We start from the raw sequence: 12,588 nt of genomic DNA, 5'->3' as shown, positions 1-12,588 counted from the left end.
TTTCTTAGTAATCACGCCAGGGTTGAAAGCTGCGAAGCGTTAAAGGTTTCAGCCTCTTCTCGGCGGATGCCGCGATCCGCGTCCCGCCATATCCGAGCCAACGGACCATCAACTCCGAAAAAGGGATCGTAGTCCAAGATGGGAACTTGGCGAGCTCGCTGGCACAGCTCCGCATATTCTTCAGGAAAGCCCATTCGAAAATCGACAACTCCGAACCCGTCGTGAAAGCCCCCCGTCAAATTCAGATCTTCGCTAATCTGAAGGCCGCAATGTCCTACCCCGGCAGGGATCACGATCACATCGCCAGCATTCAGTTGAGCCTGTTTGCCGTTATGGCCTCCGAATTTGCCGATGTGCGTTCCTTTTGTGACGCAAATGATTTCATGCGCTTCGCAGTGGAAGTGATGCCTTGGCCACATTCCATGATGCGCGTGCCAAGATGGTATCCACTTATTCTGCCGCATAATCGCTTCCATGGCTGGAACATCCCAGCGGACGACGTTGCGATAAATGAGCAGCGGCAAGCGTGAATTTGGCACGCGCCCGTTTCCATCGAAGAAAAGCTTTTCGATCGTGACTGTCATGGCAATTGTCCTGTTGATCGAGTCCGGATTTGACGGCTACGCTCTTACGGCAGCACCGGCTTGACGCCATCCCATTCGAGCGCAGCCTGTTTTAATTTCTCCGAGAAGGAGCCACCGTCAGTTGTTTGGATAAGTTCGACAATGCCTACGCCTGGACCGCCGCCGAAAAAGATCGTCTCTGTGCCGGTGAATGAAATATTGCGCTGCAGGCGGTGCATTCCCGCAGCGATCAACTTTTGCTCGTCCGCGACTATGTCGGTAGACCTGATGCCGACGTGATGAAAGCCTCCAACTGGGGCCAGACCATCGTTGAATACTGACTTTGCCTCTGAGTTGTGTTGCATCAGTTCAATCTGAATTCCATCTCGCCAGGCAAGTGCGATACTTAGATCGACGTCGACGGGGGTACCCATGTATTCCGAGGTGGAAAATTGAATATTTCTAATAACCTTAAATGGTCCAACAGAAAGATGCCTCGCCCAGAACGCAACCGCCTGGTCTAGATCTTCGACGAGGTAGGCGATCTGCGTGATTGGCGGCAGCAGGTCTGCGGGGGCGCGGGCCGGCGATTCCGGGGGTGAGTTCATATTTTAAGCATCCTATGCCTTCGCTCTCGCTTGCGGCGCCGAAATACCTCAGCACATTGCTCAGCACATTTCCATTCATTTTTGAAATCAAATTCCGTTTTTTGTGAGGCGAGTGCGAGTTCTGGCTTCTAAGCCGAAGCCAGGCATCCATGCGGCTGGTTCGGAAAGTCAGCAGTTTGGAACGTTCACTGCCAACCCTCCCAGCGCGGTCTCCTTATATTTCTCGTTCATATCCTTGCCCGTTTGGCGCATGGCCTCGATGCAAGCGTCAAGAGGTACGAAGTGCCGACCATTCCCTCTGAGTGCGAGAGAAGCCGCGGCCACAGCCTTGATTGCGCCCAAGCCGTTTCGCTCTATGCAGGGAATTTGGACGAGTCCTCGGATGGGGTCGCAAGTCATCCCTAGATGGTGCTCGAGGGCAATCTCAGCAGCGTTCTCGATTTGCTCAGGCGTACCCCCAAGCACCGCGGCCAGACCTCCCGCAGCCATCGCCGACGCGCTGCCGACTTCGGCCTGGCAGCCGCACTCCGCCCCCGAGATGGAGGCATTATGTTTTATGATCCCGCCAATCGAGGCGGCAGTGAGCAGAAAATCGGGTAGGCGAGAGGCGTCGGCTCCTGGGACATGATCAATCCAGTATCTTACTACGGCGGGAAGGGTTCCCGCTGCACCGTTTGTGGGCGCAGTGACGACTTGGCCTCCAGCTGCATTTTCTTCGTTAACTGCCATGGCGTATGCACAAATCCAGTCATTGATTTCGTGCGGCGGTGAAGTATTGCGCTTCCTACTGGCTACCAGGGTCTCATGAATCCGACGAGCCCTACGAACAACTGCTAGTCCTCCTGGCAGAACACCGTTACAAGCTAAACCGCGGTCAATACACTGGTTCATTGCTTGCCAGATGCGTCGTAGCCCATCGTCAATCTCATCGGCTGTCCTGCAACTGAGCTCATTTGCGTATTTCATCTGTGCGATTGACAGCCCCGACCTGCTGGTCATATCGAGCATCTCTGTGGCTGTCCGAAATGGATAGTCCACATTCGGCCCGTGTGTCGGAGCTGCTGCCAGTTCGTCTGGTGTCAAGACAAATCCACCCCCGATGGAATAAAACGTTTGTTCGAGCGCGACCTCGTCCTTGTGATCAACTGCTAGTATGCGAAGGCCGTTTGCGTGCCCTGAAAGGGGCGGGCCGAAGTCAAAGTTTAGGTCACTGTTCGGGTTGAAATGCAGGCGTGGCAAGCCCGGGGGCTCTACGAACCGCTCTGTGCCAATCCGAGTAAGTGCCTGTTCCGCGTCATCATGTTTGTAGTTACGCGGATCAAGCCCGGCCAGTCCAAGGATGATTGCTCGATCAGTACCGTGCCCCTTTCCGGTGAATGCCAGAGAGCCGTAGAGCGTTACCCTCAAACCCCGGGGGCGACACTGCGAACTGCGCAATAATTCAAGAAACCGTCCCGCCGCTATCATTGGTCCCATAGTGTGGGAGGAAGAAGGGCCGATACCAACTTTGAAAATGTCGAAGACAGAAATGAACATTCAGCTGCCTGTTGGGAACATGCACAGATTTGGAGAGCGTCGACATGACTGAAGCCATCGTTTGAGGGCGCCTATCGCAGCGCGCCTGCCGATTCGACGACGACGACCCCTGGGTAAAGTCTCGTTTGAGGACGCCTATTGCGGAGCGCTCGCCGTTTCGACGACTCACCCGAGTCTTCGGCCCCGCTAGCGTAGTTCAGCTTCGGAGGTGATCGCGGAATGTGCTTCCAGAATACTCCTTGCGGAATATTCCTCGCCGCTGTAGTTCCGGAACTACGCCGTCCACAAATTGGACATAAGACGACGGTGTGAGGGAAGGGCATACGATGAAGCCGTCGCATGCTTCGCTTTCGAACAGATCCTGCATGTGATCGGCAATCATTTTCGGCGTTCCCACCAGTTGCGGATTCATCTGGCTGACGCCCCACGCCTGACCGGCGTCTCGAAGAGTTTTTCCTTCAGATCCCTGGAGGATCACGTCAAACATGCCCCTTGGACCCTGCGTGATCTCCATGTTCTCCAGGGGTTTGTCGAGAGGATAGCCGGAGAGATCAATACCAATGGAATTGGAAATGCCGGCAACGCCCAGTTCCGGGCTGACAAGCGAGTTTAGGTAGTCGGCCTTTTCCCGGGCGATGGACTCAGTCTCGCCAATGATCACGTCGATCGACGGCAGGATCGCGCAATGGCCTGGATTCCTGCCATGCGCTACTACCCGGCGCTTAACGTCATCGTAAAATGCCTTCATATGCTTCTTGTTAGCGTGAATGGCGAAAATCACTTCCGCCCAGCGTCCTGCAAACTCGCGTCCCCGCTCTGAAGCGCCAGCTTGCATGATGACTGGAGACCCTTGAGGAGATCGAGGCGTCGTCAAGGGGCCTCGTGTACTCACATACTTACCTTGATAATTCACGTGATGAACTTTTGAAGGATCAGCGTAAATCGCGTTCTTCCGATCCAGAACGAAGGCATCTGGCTCCCAGCTGTTCCAGAGCGCATGCGCTGCCTCCAGAACCTCGTCGCCCTGATCGTATCGAAGCGATTTCTCGAGCAACTTTTCGAAGCCGAAATTCTTCGCTTCGTTGTCATTGGCAGACGTCACCACATTCCAGCCTGCTCGGCCGCCACTAATATGATCAAGAGTCGCAAATGCTTTTGCGATGTGAAACGGTGGATACAGAGACGTTGACATCGTCGCTGCAAGTCCCAGGTGAGTGGTCACTCGCGCGATCGCGGCCAGAAGCTGCATTGGATCCAGCAACCACGTCTGCCCCGGCTGCTTCAAATTCGCATTGAAGCTTCCAGCATAAACCTCTTCGATCATCTGGACGTCGACGAAAAACATTCCGTCGAACTTTCCGCGCTCGAGAATGCGGGCCATGTTCTCGTAGCGTTTAGGGTCCAGAGCTTCCAGGGCGTCACTTTCGAAATGGCGCCATGACCCGTTGTGGTGCCAAGTCGGCGTGGCACAGCTGTAGCCGACCAAATGCATCTCTTTTGCCATAGCAACTCTCCAAGGCCGCATGAGGACTCCTCGCTAAGGCTATCGAGACATCAAAATAAGGCAAGCCCGAAAATCAAAAAAACGAAACTTAATTCCGTTATCGATGCTTCATTGATCGCGAAGCAGGCCTTCAAGGCGGTTGAGTTCCGAGTCCGAAGGTCTTGATGGGTTGAGGGCGCACGCCTGACCAGCTAACAATGCGCTCACATTCAGGACCGGCTTTAAGAGGCTGTTTTGCGAAAACGAGAAAAGAATCCAGCTGCAAGCGAGGGGGATGATTCTCAGGGCGTGTCCGGCGCGCTGATGCGTGGGTTCCAGGTGCTCAGGGCGTTTACGCCAAATGACAGCTCGCTTGGCAATTTTGAGCTAATGGAGCGGACCGGCCTACCGAAAGCCACAGTCTCTCGTCTGACGTATACGCTCGCCAGCCTCGGCTACCTTGTCTACAATGAAGTGCTTGGGCGCTACAGCTTAGGGAGTGGCGTTATAGCGTTGGGGTACTCGGCGCTTAGCTCCAATCCAATTATCCATCTCGCTCGGCCCCTCATGCAGCGGATTGCTGATGAGACTGGAGCCGCGGTTGCACTCGGCACCAGGGATCAAGCGGAGATGGTCTATCTCTCGAACTGCCGATCCGAGAGCCTTGTGACACTTAGGTTGAACATTGGATCACGAATACCGCTTTGGAAAAGTGGGATGGGGCTCGCTTACCTTGTAGGTCTTACGCCTGATGAACGAGCCGATTTAAAGGAGCGTTTCGGGTGGGCCGAGTCGGGTGATCGTCGTAAAATAGATCGGATCCTCGACGAGGCCATGACGGAATATGCCGAGTACGGATACATTACTGCATTCGGAACCTGGCACAGCTATGTAAGAGCGGTGGGCATTCCGTTGAGGCCTCTGGACGGATCGCCCATTCTATCGATCACGTGCGGTGGCATTGCCGAAATCATCGACGAGGAATCTGCTCGGAACAAGATCGGTCCGGCGCTTGTCAGTATGGTTTCAAAAATCCAAGCCGACCTAGGCGCATCGATCAAAGCTCTGCCCGGGTCGGCGTAGTCCATTTCTGTTGCGGCTCTTCAATTGAACGAGCGAACAGGCGGACAGCCGCGGCGCAATATGAGGCTTTTCCCGCTTGCATCGCGGAAAAATCTGATTAACATCAGATAATGAGTTGAACGCATCTCCGGAGAAGGGCGTGCGCTAAACGAGCTTTTCTGCCGTAATTCCCCTGCGTCGCTCCCTGGCGGTGGATTAAGCAAGCGTTTGCCGTTCAGGAGCAGAGCCGATTGTTCGCATCATAACTAATTTAAATTGGATAATTTCATACCATCTAGGAAGCCCAAGCATGGCCAGCGTCGCTCATCCCCTTCTTACGTCGCCGCTCAAGATCGGGAATGTAACCCTGCGAAATCGTATGGTCTTCACCGGCCATAACTCGAAGCTACAGGAATCGAACGGTCTCGTTGGGGACCGCTACATCGCCTATCAGGTTCGACGTACCAGAGGCGGCGCGGGCCTGCAGATATTATGCGGCGCCACTGTGGACGACATGAGCCTGACCTCGCAGGATCAATTGCGGCTGTCCAGCGACGAGGCGATACCGGGCTTGCAACGGATGGTGGCGGCGGTCGAGCGCGAGGGGGGCACAGTCTTTGCCCAGCTCTTGCACCCTGGTCGCGAGATTTACGAATCTGACGATGGCACGAAGCCTCGCGCGTACTCGGCTTCAGAGGTGCGTAGCGAACGGTTCTATGTGGTTCCCCGGGCGCTGACGGTGACCCAGATAAGAGGGATCATCCAATCCTACGCTGAGGCAGCAAAAAGGGCGGTCCGCGCTGGTCTTCACGGCATCGAGATCATTGCCAACCAAGGCAACTTGCCGGCTCAGTTCCTGACACCATCCGTAAACAAGCGCACCGACGAATACGGCGGCAGCGAGGAAAACCGTCAGCGTTTCCTCTTGGAAGTTGCACGCGGAGTCCGGGCCGCCGTTGGCCTCGACATACCCGTTGGTATCCGCATTTCAGTCTCCGATATGGACAACGTCGGCCTTGAAGCCGAAGATACGGTAGCTGCATGCAAACGCATCGACTCCGAGAATTTGGTCGACTTCTGGCACGTCGTCTTGGGAACCCCGGCAACCCGCGCCGGCTCCTCCCACATCGTAGCGCCGATGTATCAGCCCACAGGCTACATTACCCCCTTTTCCGCACGCATAAAAAAGGTCGTGAGAGCACCTGTGATTGCTACGGGCCGCTACAACACGCCACAGGCTGCCGAGGAGGCGATACGATCCGGTGCCGCTGACGCGGTTGGCATGAACCGCGCCATGATTTCGGATCCTGACCTTGGCGTGAAGGTGATGGGCGATCGGCTTGATGACATCCGAGCCTGCATAGGTTGCGTACAGGCCTGCATAGGCCACTTTCAGAAGGGCTACCCGGTCTCCTGCATTCAGTATCCCGAAACCGGGCGTGAGCTGACATTAGGCGCTTATGGTACCGCCAAGCTGCCCAAGCGGATTATGATCGCAGGTGGTGGCCCCGCCGGCATGAAGGCTGCCGCGGTTGCAGCTGCACGGGGCCATCAGGTCATCCTCTGTGAGGCATCCGGTTCCCTGGGAGGACAGGCAAACCTTGCTGCAAGGCTACCAGGTCGGGCAGAGTTCGGTGGCCTCGTCACGAACTTGCAGCACGAAGTGCAACTGGCGCAGGTCCAAATTCGGTTACATACCCGCGTCACCCGTGAACTGGTCGAGGCAGAGCAACCAGATGCACTGATAATCGCCACCGGCGGGACAGCTTCAACACCTGACAGCGAAAACATCTCGGGCATGCAGGTGGTTACGGCTCACGATGTCGTTGCCGACAAGGTGAAAGTGGGTGGAAGGGTGATAATAGCCGACTGCACAGCAGACTGGGTTGGCGTGGGTGTCGCGCGCAAGCTCGCTGCCGCTGGCCACCATGTCACGCTGGCGGTCAATGGGCTAATGCCTGCAGAGACACTGCCTCCGTATGTTCGAGACGAGTCGGCCGCCGGCCTATTCAATGCGGGCGTCGAGGTGGTCAACTATGCGCGGCTCTTTGGTGCGGACGGTGGCACAGTCTATTTCGAGCACGTCTTTGCTCTGAAGCCTATCGAGTTCGAAAACGTGGATACGCTGGTCATCTGCCACGGAGCGTCTGCTGACCGTACCCTTGAGGCCGAGCTTGCCGGGCTCAACATTCAAACCGAAATCATCGGCGACAGCTGGTCACCCCGCACCGCGGAAGAGGCGGTGTTGGAGGGCTTGAAGGTGGCTATCGAATTGTGAAGAAAGTGCCATAAGGACAGAGATGGACCCGCGCAATGGGTTCACTGGATGTGAGTGCCACCCATTGAAGACCACGCTCGAGCCTAAATCAGCCGTGAGGCGAAAATCCTCAATTCGAAAGGTGAGGTCTGATGGCGTGGAACATGTCGCTCGGCAGCCCACGCAAACACGAAGCCTGGAGCGTTACGAAAAGATAATACAAGCGATCGAAGAATTACTGAAAATCTCAAATATAGAAGACATCAGCTTCTATGATGTCGCCCGGCAGGCGGATATTTCGCCTGCCTCCGTAAACTACCACTTTCCGACGACCGCGGCGCTACGGATAGTTTTGACTGAGCGCTATATGAGAAGCGCGTCTGAAAAACTATTCGAGGTCATTCGAGAAATGGTGGCGCTGCGGAATGACAAGTGGCAGTATTGGCTGCTGAAGATGGGACAAGCTGCGGTAGATTACTATAACCAGAATCGCCATATCTCCGAGGTCATTCTCGGCCCTACTAGCCATCGGGCCGCAAGCTTTGCGACAATCGGAGAGAATGAACGCATCGCGAGAATCGTTCTCGAAGGCTTGAAGAGAGTATTCATCCTTCCTGAAATTCCCGATCTGCCGAAGAAGATCATGATCGCGATTGAGGTAGCGGACGCGCTCTGGTCGCGGGCTTATATGGCCAATGGACACATCGACGACCATATCCTGCAAGAGGCCGTGCATATTCAGATTCTTTATCTGAGGAGCATTCTACCGGAATGCCTGTCGCTTCTGCCAGAAGCACGTATAGAAACGGATTGATAAGATGAGTGTTCAGAACGTTCCTAGATAGAACCCACCCGTCGGCTTATCGTCCTTCATCCAAATCAACGCTTGAGACATGGAGTCGACCTGGTCGTCGTGCCTGCCATTCGGAAAGGCGAGCACCTCGAGCATGAAATCGTCTTTCCAGTGCGCGTCTTTCGGGAGATGCACGTTGCCGTTCTCGATCATTGCCGAGACACGCGACAGCCGACTCTCCTTGTCGGTCCGAGCTTTCACAGGCCTTGTCGGAATGCCTTGATAGTCCAAGTCGGCGATCAAGCTTGATCCCGAGCCGGCGTCTTCGACGAGGACGATGTCCGGCTCGTGTTTTTCGATCGATCCTTTGACCGTGTTGATGAGGTCCGGATACGCAGCCCGGACGCGAACGAGGTCGAGCAGGTAGTAGTTGGTGTCGTCTTTTGCCCAGGTCGTGCCAACGGAATAATCGGAACTCGGATCGCCTTTCAGGGCGGTGTCCCAACTCTGCACGATCGTCATCGAACGCCGATCGAGCTGTGCGGGGTCGTAGTAACGAAACCACGCGCGTTTGACGATATTGCCATCCGCCGGGGCAGGGGACTGTTGGTACTGGGCGGAAAAGGTGAGCGACCCGAGATCGCGTTTGAGCCTATCGAGTTCAGGCATTCCGAGCCGAGTAGGATGTAGCAGGTCACCGATCTTACGCGCGTGCCAGCGACTTGCGCTCATTGGAATTCGCGCGTCCTCGTCGGCAATGGCGGACAGATTGAGGTGGTCCCAGCCGCCCGCCTCCAAAAGAACACCCGCCAGATCATCGACATGGAGACGCTGCATGACAAGGATGACGGCGCCGGTAGCCGGGTTGTCGAAGCGCGACATCAAAGTCGTCCGTACCCATTCGGCGCACTTGCTGCGCGCCGTTTCGGAATGTGCATCCTCCGCCTTCAGGGGATCGTCGATGATGATGATGTCGCCGCCGCGACCGGTCAGCTGACCGCCGGTGGAGGTGGTCAATCGACCGCCACCCAGCGTCGTCTGCAATTCGTTCTCGGTGTTCTTGCGCGAACTGATCTTGAAGGTCGGGAACATCGATCGATACCAACCAGTATCGACGACGTTTCGGAAATCGTTCGCGTGCTTGACGGCCAATGGCTGCGAATAGGACACGCAAATCAATTTCTTGGACGGGTTGCGTCCCAGCAACCACGCTGGGAAGGCGACCGAGGTGGTGACGGATTTCAGCGATCGAGGCGGCATCGTGATGATCAGCCGTTTGCACTGCCCGAGCGCGACCCGCTCGAGTTGGTACGCGATCGCGCGAATGTGCCAATTGGGCAAATAGGTCGAACGATCGACAGCCGAGAAGGCCAACCCGACAAAGGTCGCCAGGTCGTTGCGTGCTAACTCCATCAGCATCTGGAAAGCGGTCGGGGCTGCGGGTGAGCGAGCCCCAAATTTCTGGTGGTTGGGAAGGGGCGCGTTCATTGTCATTCTTCTTCATCGGTCTTGGAGCCGTCGTCGTTCGCGGCCGGGTCTTGATGCTCGAGATAGTCGCGCATGAGGTCCATCATTGCGTTCTGATCGAGAGGGCTGGCGACAGCACTGGATTCCGTCTCCTCCGGCTGAAGCGCGCGCATCCCAAGTTGGATGGCTTGGACCGCCGAGCGGAAGTCTCCGGCGATCGCGTTGTTGCGCAACTTGAGGACGATGGCCTCAAGGGCGGTCACGTTCGTTGTCTTGCCGTTGATCTGAATAGGGATCGTCGCCAACAGTGTCTCGCGAAGCATGGTGTCGATGTTCTTCTTGCCCTTCGGACGCCCCTTCGGATTGCCTGACTGGCCTTTGGCGAACCGATGCTCCGATGGCGGTTTTCCATAGCCGACCTCGTAGTGAGTAGGCCTTTTTCTGTTTCCGTTTCGGCCGCTCACAGCACACCTTCCGCGTTTTCAGATTGCATCGCAGACGCAGTCGCGTTCTCGGGCGCCGGGACAACTTCCCTGGCGCGCCGTTCGCTCAGCTCCTCAAAAGTCTCGCCGGTCGCAGCGAGCGTTGCCTGCTTTCCGGTGTGCCTCTCGAAGCGTCGAACGATGAGATCGCAGTAATGAGGATCGATCTCGATCAGCCGGGCCCGGCGCCTGGTCTTTTGCGCGGCAAGCAACGTGGTCCCCGACCCTCCAAATGGATCGAGAACCACATCGCCGCGCTTGCTGACGTCGAGCAGAGCGTCGGCAACCAGGTTGATCGGCTTGACGGTCGGATGCGACGCCAGATCGGCCATCCGGTCGGCGCCAAAACTGTTGATGCCGCGATAGGTCCAGACATTGGAGCGGTGGCGACCGTGCTTGCCAAGTTCGACGTTGTTGCGATGCGGCTCCTTGCCGTTCTTGAACACCAGGACCAGCTCATGCTGCGAGCGGTAGAGGCTGCCCATGCCAGCATTGGTCTTGTTCCAGACGCACAGATTGAGCAGGTCGCCGAACGCATCTCTTCCTGCAACAATGGTCTCCGCGATATGGCGCCAGTCCATGCACACGAAGGCAATCGCGCCCTGCTTGGAAAAGGCGGCGATCTCAGCGAATGACTGTTCGAGGAAGCGAGCGAACTCGTCATCGGACATTTCGCCAGAAGCCATCGCGAACTCGCGATGCTGCGTCTTGCCTAAGCCCGTGACATGTCCACCGATGGGAACGTTGTAGGGCGGATCGGTAAAACACACTGACGCCTTTTCCCCTTGCATGAGTGCTGCAAAGACTTCGGCCGAAAGCGCGTTGCCGCAGATCAGGCGATGATCGCCAAGCAGGAAGAGATCGCCGGCGTGAGTAACGGCAGGACCGGCGGCCTTGTCCGGCAAAGTGATCTCATCCTCCTCGTCGGCGTCGTCCTGATTGTCCGGCGAGAACTCGCCGATGATCATGTCGACCTCGGGAATATCGAAGCCTGTGAGGCTCACATCGAAATCGAGATCGACCAGCGCCTGGAGTTCGATGGCAAGGATTTCCTTATCCCAGCCGGCCTGCTCGGCGATGCGATTGTCGGCGACGATGTAAGCGCGCTTCTGCTTCTCGCTGAGATGCGTGATGGAAAGGGTGGGTACTTCCTTCCACCCGAGATGACGAGCCGCGGCAAGGCGGCCGTGGCCGGCGAGCACGTTGTTGCTCTCATCGACCAGGATGGGATTGGTGAAGCCGAACTCGACGATGCTGTCGGCTATTTGCTTGATCTGCTTTTTGGAATGGGTGCGGGCATTTCTGGAGTAGGGGACGAGGGCGTCGATCGAAACGGTATGAATGTTGGCGGGCATGAAAATCCTCTGACTAGGCGTTGGCGGCGTGCGTGATCAGATGCTGTCATGTTGGTTGATTCGAAGGACCGCCAAAAATTCATCGTACCCGCTTTCCACAGGCTTCAAGATTTTCACCATCAAATGGAATTCGATGTGCTGAATTTTTCGCTCGCTGGCCTAGAATTAGGCCACCAAAATATTTTGGCTCTCCTCGACTGATGCTTCATAGCCATGACAAAATATTTTGGCATGCCGCTCGCGCGAGGTCGCCTCTTGCCAAGATTTTTTGGCGGCGTCGTTCTTAACTACCCCAAGCACGGCTGTAATCTCGGCAAGCGGGGCGGCGGGGCCTAGCGCGATGGGCTCTATTTCACGAATCCGATCTTCCCCCTCGCTCTATGAAAATTCAACTATATGGTGTATTAATCTATCTTAGATTGCAAAGGAGGGCGGCGATGTTTCTGGGATTTATCGATCCTCCAAGCCCTTTCGCACCCCTTGAGGAGTGGATCGAGTTTCGCTCTAGTATGGAAAAGATCCGGCCCCGGACGGCCGACATTCAGGAATACATTGATCAGGCCAATGCCGAGATTGAGCGGCTGAAGGGGCAGCCGGAAACTGACTAGATGGCATGCTGCGCTAAGCGCGACGCTAGCAATTCGGCTTCGACGAAACTCAAGCGGCTGAGCGCCTTCCGAAGGGCGTCGCAAAGATCGTCGAGGCTCGGGTCGATTTCTTCCAATCCCATATGACGATGTGCTCTATGCTGGAAAAAGAGGCAGAGCCAGAGCTCGAGCGCGGTGCCTTGCCACTCGCCGGTTCGCAGGAATTCGGCAGACATGGCATTCGAAATCTCGGCCAGGCGGTCCATCCCACCAGCGATCTCATAGCCATTCAGGAAATGGGCGAAGCGGCTCGACTGATCCCAAGCGAAGGGCGTCGGAATAGCCGAAAAGTCTCCCTTCAGGGCGAGCCGTTCCCACTCAAGCACCCGTGTCGC

12 protein-coding genes are annotated in these 12,588 nt (G+C 56.2%); 4 read left to right on the top strand and 8 right to left on the bottom strand.

Annotated elements, in window-relative coordinates:
* Positions 1-11: 11 nt before the first annotated feature.
* The 4 genes from P9230_RS05695 to P9230_RS05680 form a co-directional block, all read right to left on the bottom strand.
* Positions 12-584: a cupin domain-containing protein gene (locus P9230_RS05695; protein WP_278117797.1), complete on the bottom strand. Its 573-nt coding sequence runs from the start codon at positions 582-584 to the stop codon at positions 12-14.
* A 44-nt stretch (positions 585-628) separates the two neighbouring features.
* Positions 629-1,171 (bottom strand): VOC family protein, encoded by a 543-nt coding sequence (locus tag P9230_RS05690; RefSeq protein WP_278117795.1) that lies wholly within the window; start codon positions 1,169-1,171, stop codon positions 629-631.
* A 168-nt stretch (positions 1,172-1,339) separates the two neighbouring features.
* Positions 1,340-2,707, bottom strand: coding sequence for an L-serine ammonia-lyase (locus tag P9230_RS05685; protein ID WP_278117793.1), 1,368 nt, complete (start codon positions 2,705-2,707; stop codon positions 1,340-1,342).
* 196 nt (positions 2,708-2,903) lie between these two features.
* Positions 2,904-4,211 (bottom strand): LLM class flavin-dependent oxidoreductase, encoded by a 1,308-nt coding sequence (locus P9230_RS05680; protein WP_278117791.1) that lies wholly within the window; start codon positions 4,209-4,211, stop codon positions 2,904-2,906.
* Positions 4,212-4,514: 303 nt separating this feature from the next.
* Here P9230_RS05680 and P9230_RS05675 point away from each other — a divergent pair, with 303 nt between their 5' ends.
* The 3 genes from P9230_RS05675 (at position 4,515) to P9230_RS05665 (ending at position 8,323) form a co-directional block, all read left to right on the top strand.
* Positions 4,515-5,273, top strand: a complete 759-nt coding sequence (locus P9230_RS05675; protein WP_347403979.1) for an IclR family transcriptional regulator — start codon at positions 4,515-4,517, stop codon at positions 5,271-5,273.
* 289 nt (positions 5,274-5,562) lie between these two features.
* Positions 5,563-7,530, top strand: a complete 1,968-nt coding sequence (locus tag P9230_RS05670; RefSeq protein ID WP_278117787.1) for an FAD-dependent oxidoreductase — start codon at positions 5,563-5,565, stop codon at positions 7,528-7,530.
* A gap of 64 nt (positions 7,531-7,594) precedes the next feature.
* Positions 7,595-8,323 carry a hypothetical protein gene (locus P9230_RS05665; protein ID WP_278117785.1) on the top strand — a complete coding sequence of 243 codons (729 nt, stop codon included), beginning with the start codon at positions 7,595-7,597 and terminating at the stop codon, positions 8,321-8,323.
* A gap of 12 nt (positions 8,324-8,335) precedes the next feature.
* Here P9230_RS05665 and terL read toward each other — a convergent pair whose 3' ends face one another.
* Genes terL through P9230_RS05650 form a run of 3 tightly spaced genes read right to left on the bottom strand, consistent with a single transcriptional unit; the run spans position 8,336 to position 11,606 of the window.
* On the bottom strand, positions 8,336-9,790 hold the full coding sequence (gene terL / locus P9230_RS05660) for a phage terminase large subunit (protein WP_278117783.1): 1,455 nt from the start codon (positions 9,788-9,790) through the stop codon (positions 8,336-8,338).
* Positions 9,791-9,792: 2 nt separating this feature from the next.
* Positions 9,793-10,233 (bottom strand): DUF5681 domain-containing protein, encoded by a 441-nt coding sequence (locus tag P9230_RS05655; protein ID WP_278117781.1) that lies wholly within the window; start codon positions 10,231-10,233, stop codon positions 9,793-9,795.
* Positions 10,230-11,606 carry a DNA methyltransferase gene (locus tag P9230_RS05650; protein ID WP_278117779.1) on the bottom strand — a complete coding sequence of 459 codons (1,377 nt, stop codon included), beginning with the start codon at positions 11,604-11,606 and terminating at the stop codon, positions 10,230-10,232. The genes P9230_RS05655 and P9230_RS05650 overlap by 4 nt, the downstream gene beginning before the upstream one ends.
* Positions 11,607-12,043: 437 nt before the next feature.
* Between P9230_RS05650 and P9230_RS05645 the strand changes: the two genes are divergently transcribed.
* Positions 12,044-12,214 carry a hypothetical protein gene (locus P9230_RS05645; RefSeq protein WP_278117777.1) on the top strand — a complete coding sequence of 57 codons (171 nt, stop codon included), beginning with the start codon at positions 12,044-12,046 and terminating at the stop codon, positions 12,212-12,214.
* Here the strand turns inward: P9230_RS05645 and P9230_RS05640 are convergent.
* Positions 12,211-12,459, bottom strand: a complete 249-nt coding sequence (locus tag P9230_RS05640; RefSeq protein ID WP_278117775.1) for a hypothetical protein — start codon at positions 12,457-12,459, stop codon at positions 12,211-12,213. The two genes, P9230_RS05645 and P9230_RS05640, sit on opposite strands and share 4 nt — an antisense overlap.
* Between the last annotated feature and the right edge of the window lie 129 nt (positions 12,460-12,588).

Source organism: Mesorhizobium sp. WSM4887 (assembly GCF_029625865.1).
GTDB lineage: Bacteria > Pseudomonadota > Alphaproteobacteria > Rhizobiales > Rhizobiaceae > Mesorhizobium.
Note: the sequence above shows the minus strand (reverse complement) of the source record. Positions and strands in the feature narration are given on the sequence as shown.

Excerpts from the sequence above, each read along its gene's own strand:
- P9230_RS05695 (WP_278117797.1), bottom strand. The coding sequence starts at position 584 with ATGACAGTCACGATCGAAAAGCTTTTCTTCGATGGAAACGGGCGCGTG.
- P9230_RS05690 (WP_278117795.1), bottom strand. The coding sequence starts at position 1,171 with ATGAACTCACCCCCGGAATCGCCGGCCCGCGCCCCCGCAGACCTGCTG.
- P9230_RS05685 (WP_278117793.1), bottom strand. The coding sequence starts at position 2,707 with ATGTTCATTTCTGTCTTCGACATTTTCAAAGTTGGTATCGGCCCTTCT.
- P9230_RS05680 (WP_278117791.1), bottom strand. The coding sequence starts at position 4,211 with ATGGCAAAAGAGATGCATTTGGTCGGCTACAGCTGTGCCACGCCGACT.
- P9230_RS05675 (WP_347403979.1), top strand. The coding sequence starts at position 4,515 with ATGCGTGGGTTCCAGGTGCTCAGGGCGTTTACGCCAAATGACAGCTCG.
- P9230_RS05670 (WP_278117787.1), top strand. The coding sequence starts at position 5,563 with ATGGCCAGCGTCGCTCATCCCCTTCTTACGTCGCCGCTCAAGATCGGG.
- terL (WP_278117783.1), bottom strand. The coding sequence starts at position 9,790 with ATGAACGCGCCCCTTCCCAACCACCAGAAATTTGGGGCTCGCTCACCC.
- P9230_RS05650 (WP_278117779.1), bottom strand. The coding sequence starts at position 11,606 with ATGCCCGCCAACATTCATACCGTTTCGATCGACGCCCTCGTCCCCTAC.
- P9230_RS05645 (WP_278117777.1), top strand. The coding sequence starts at position 12,044 with ATGTTTCTGGGATTTATCGATCCTCCAAGCCCTTTCGCACCCCTTGAG.
- P9230_RS05640 (WP_278117775.1), bottom strand. The coding sequence starts at position 12,459 with ATGGACCGCCTGGCCGAGATTTCGAATGCCATGTCTGCCGAATTCCTG.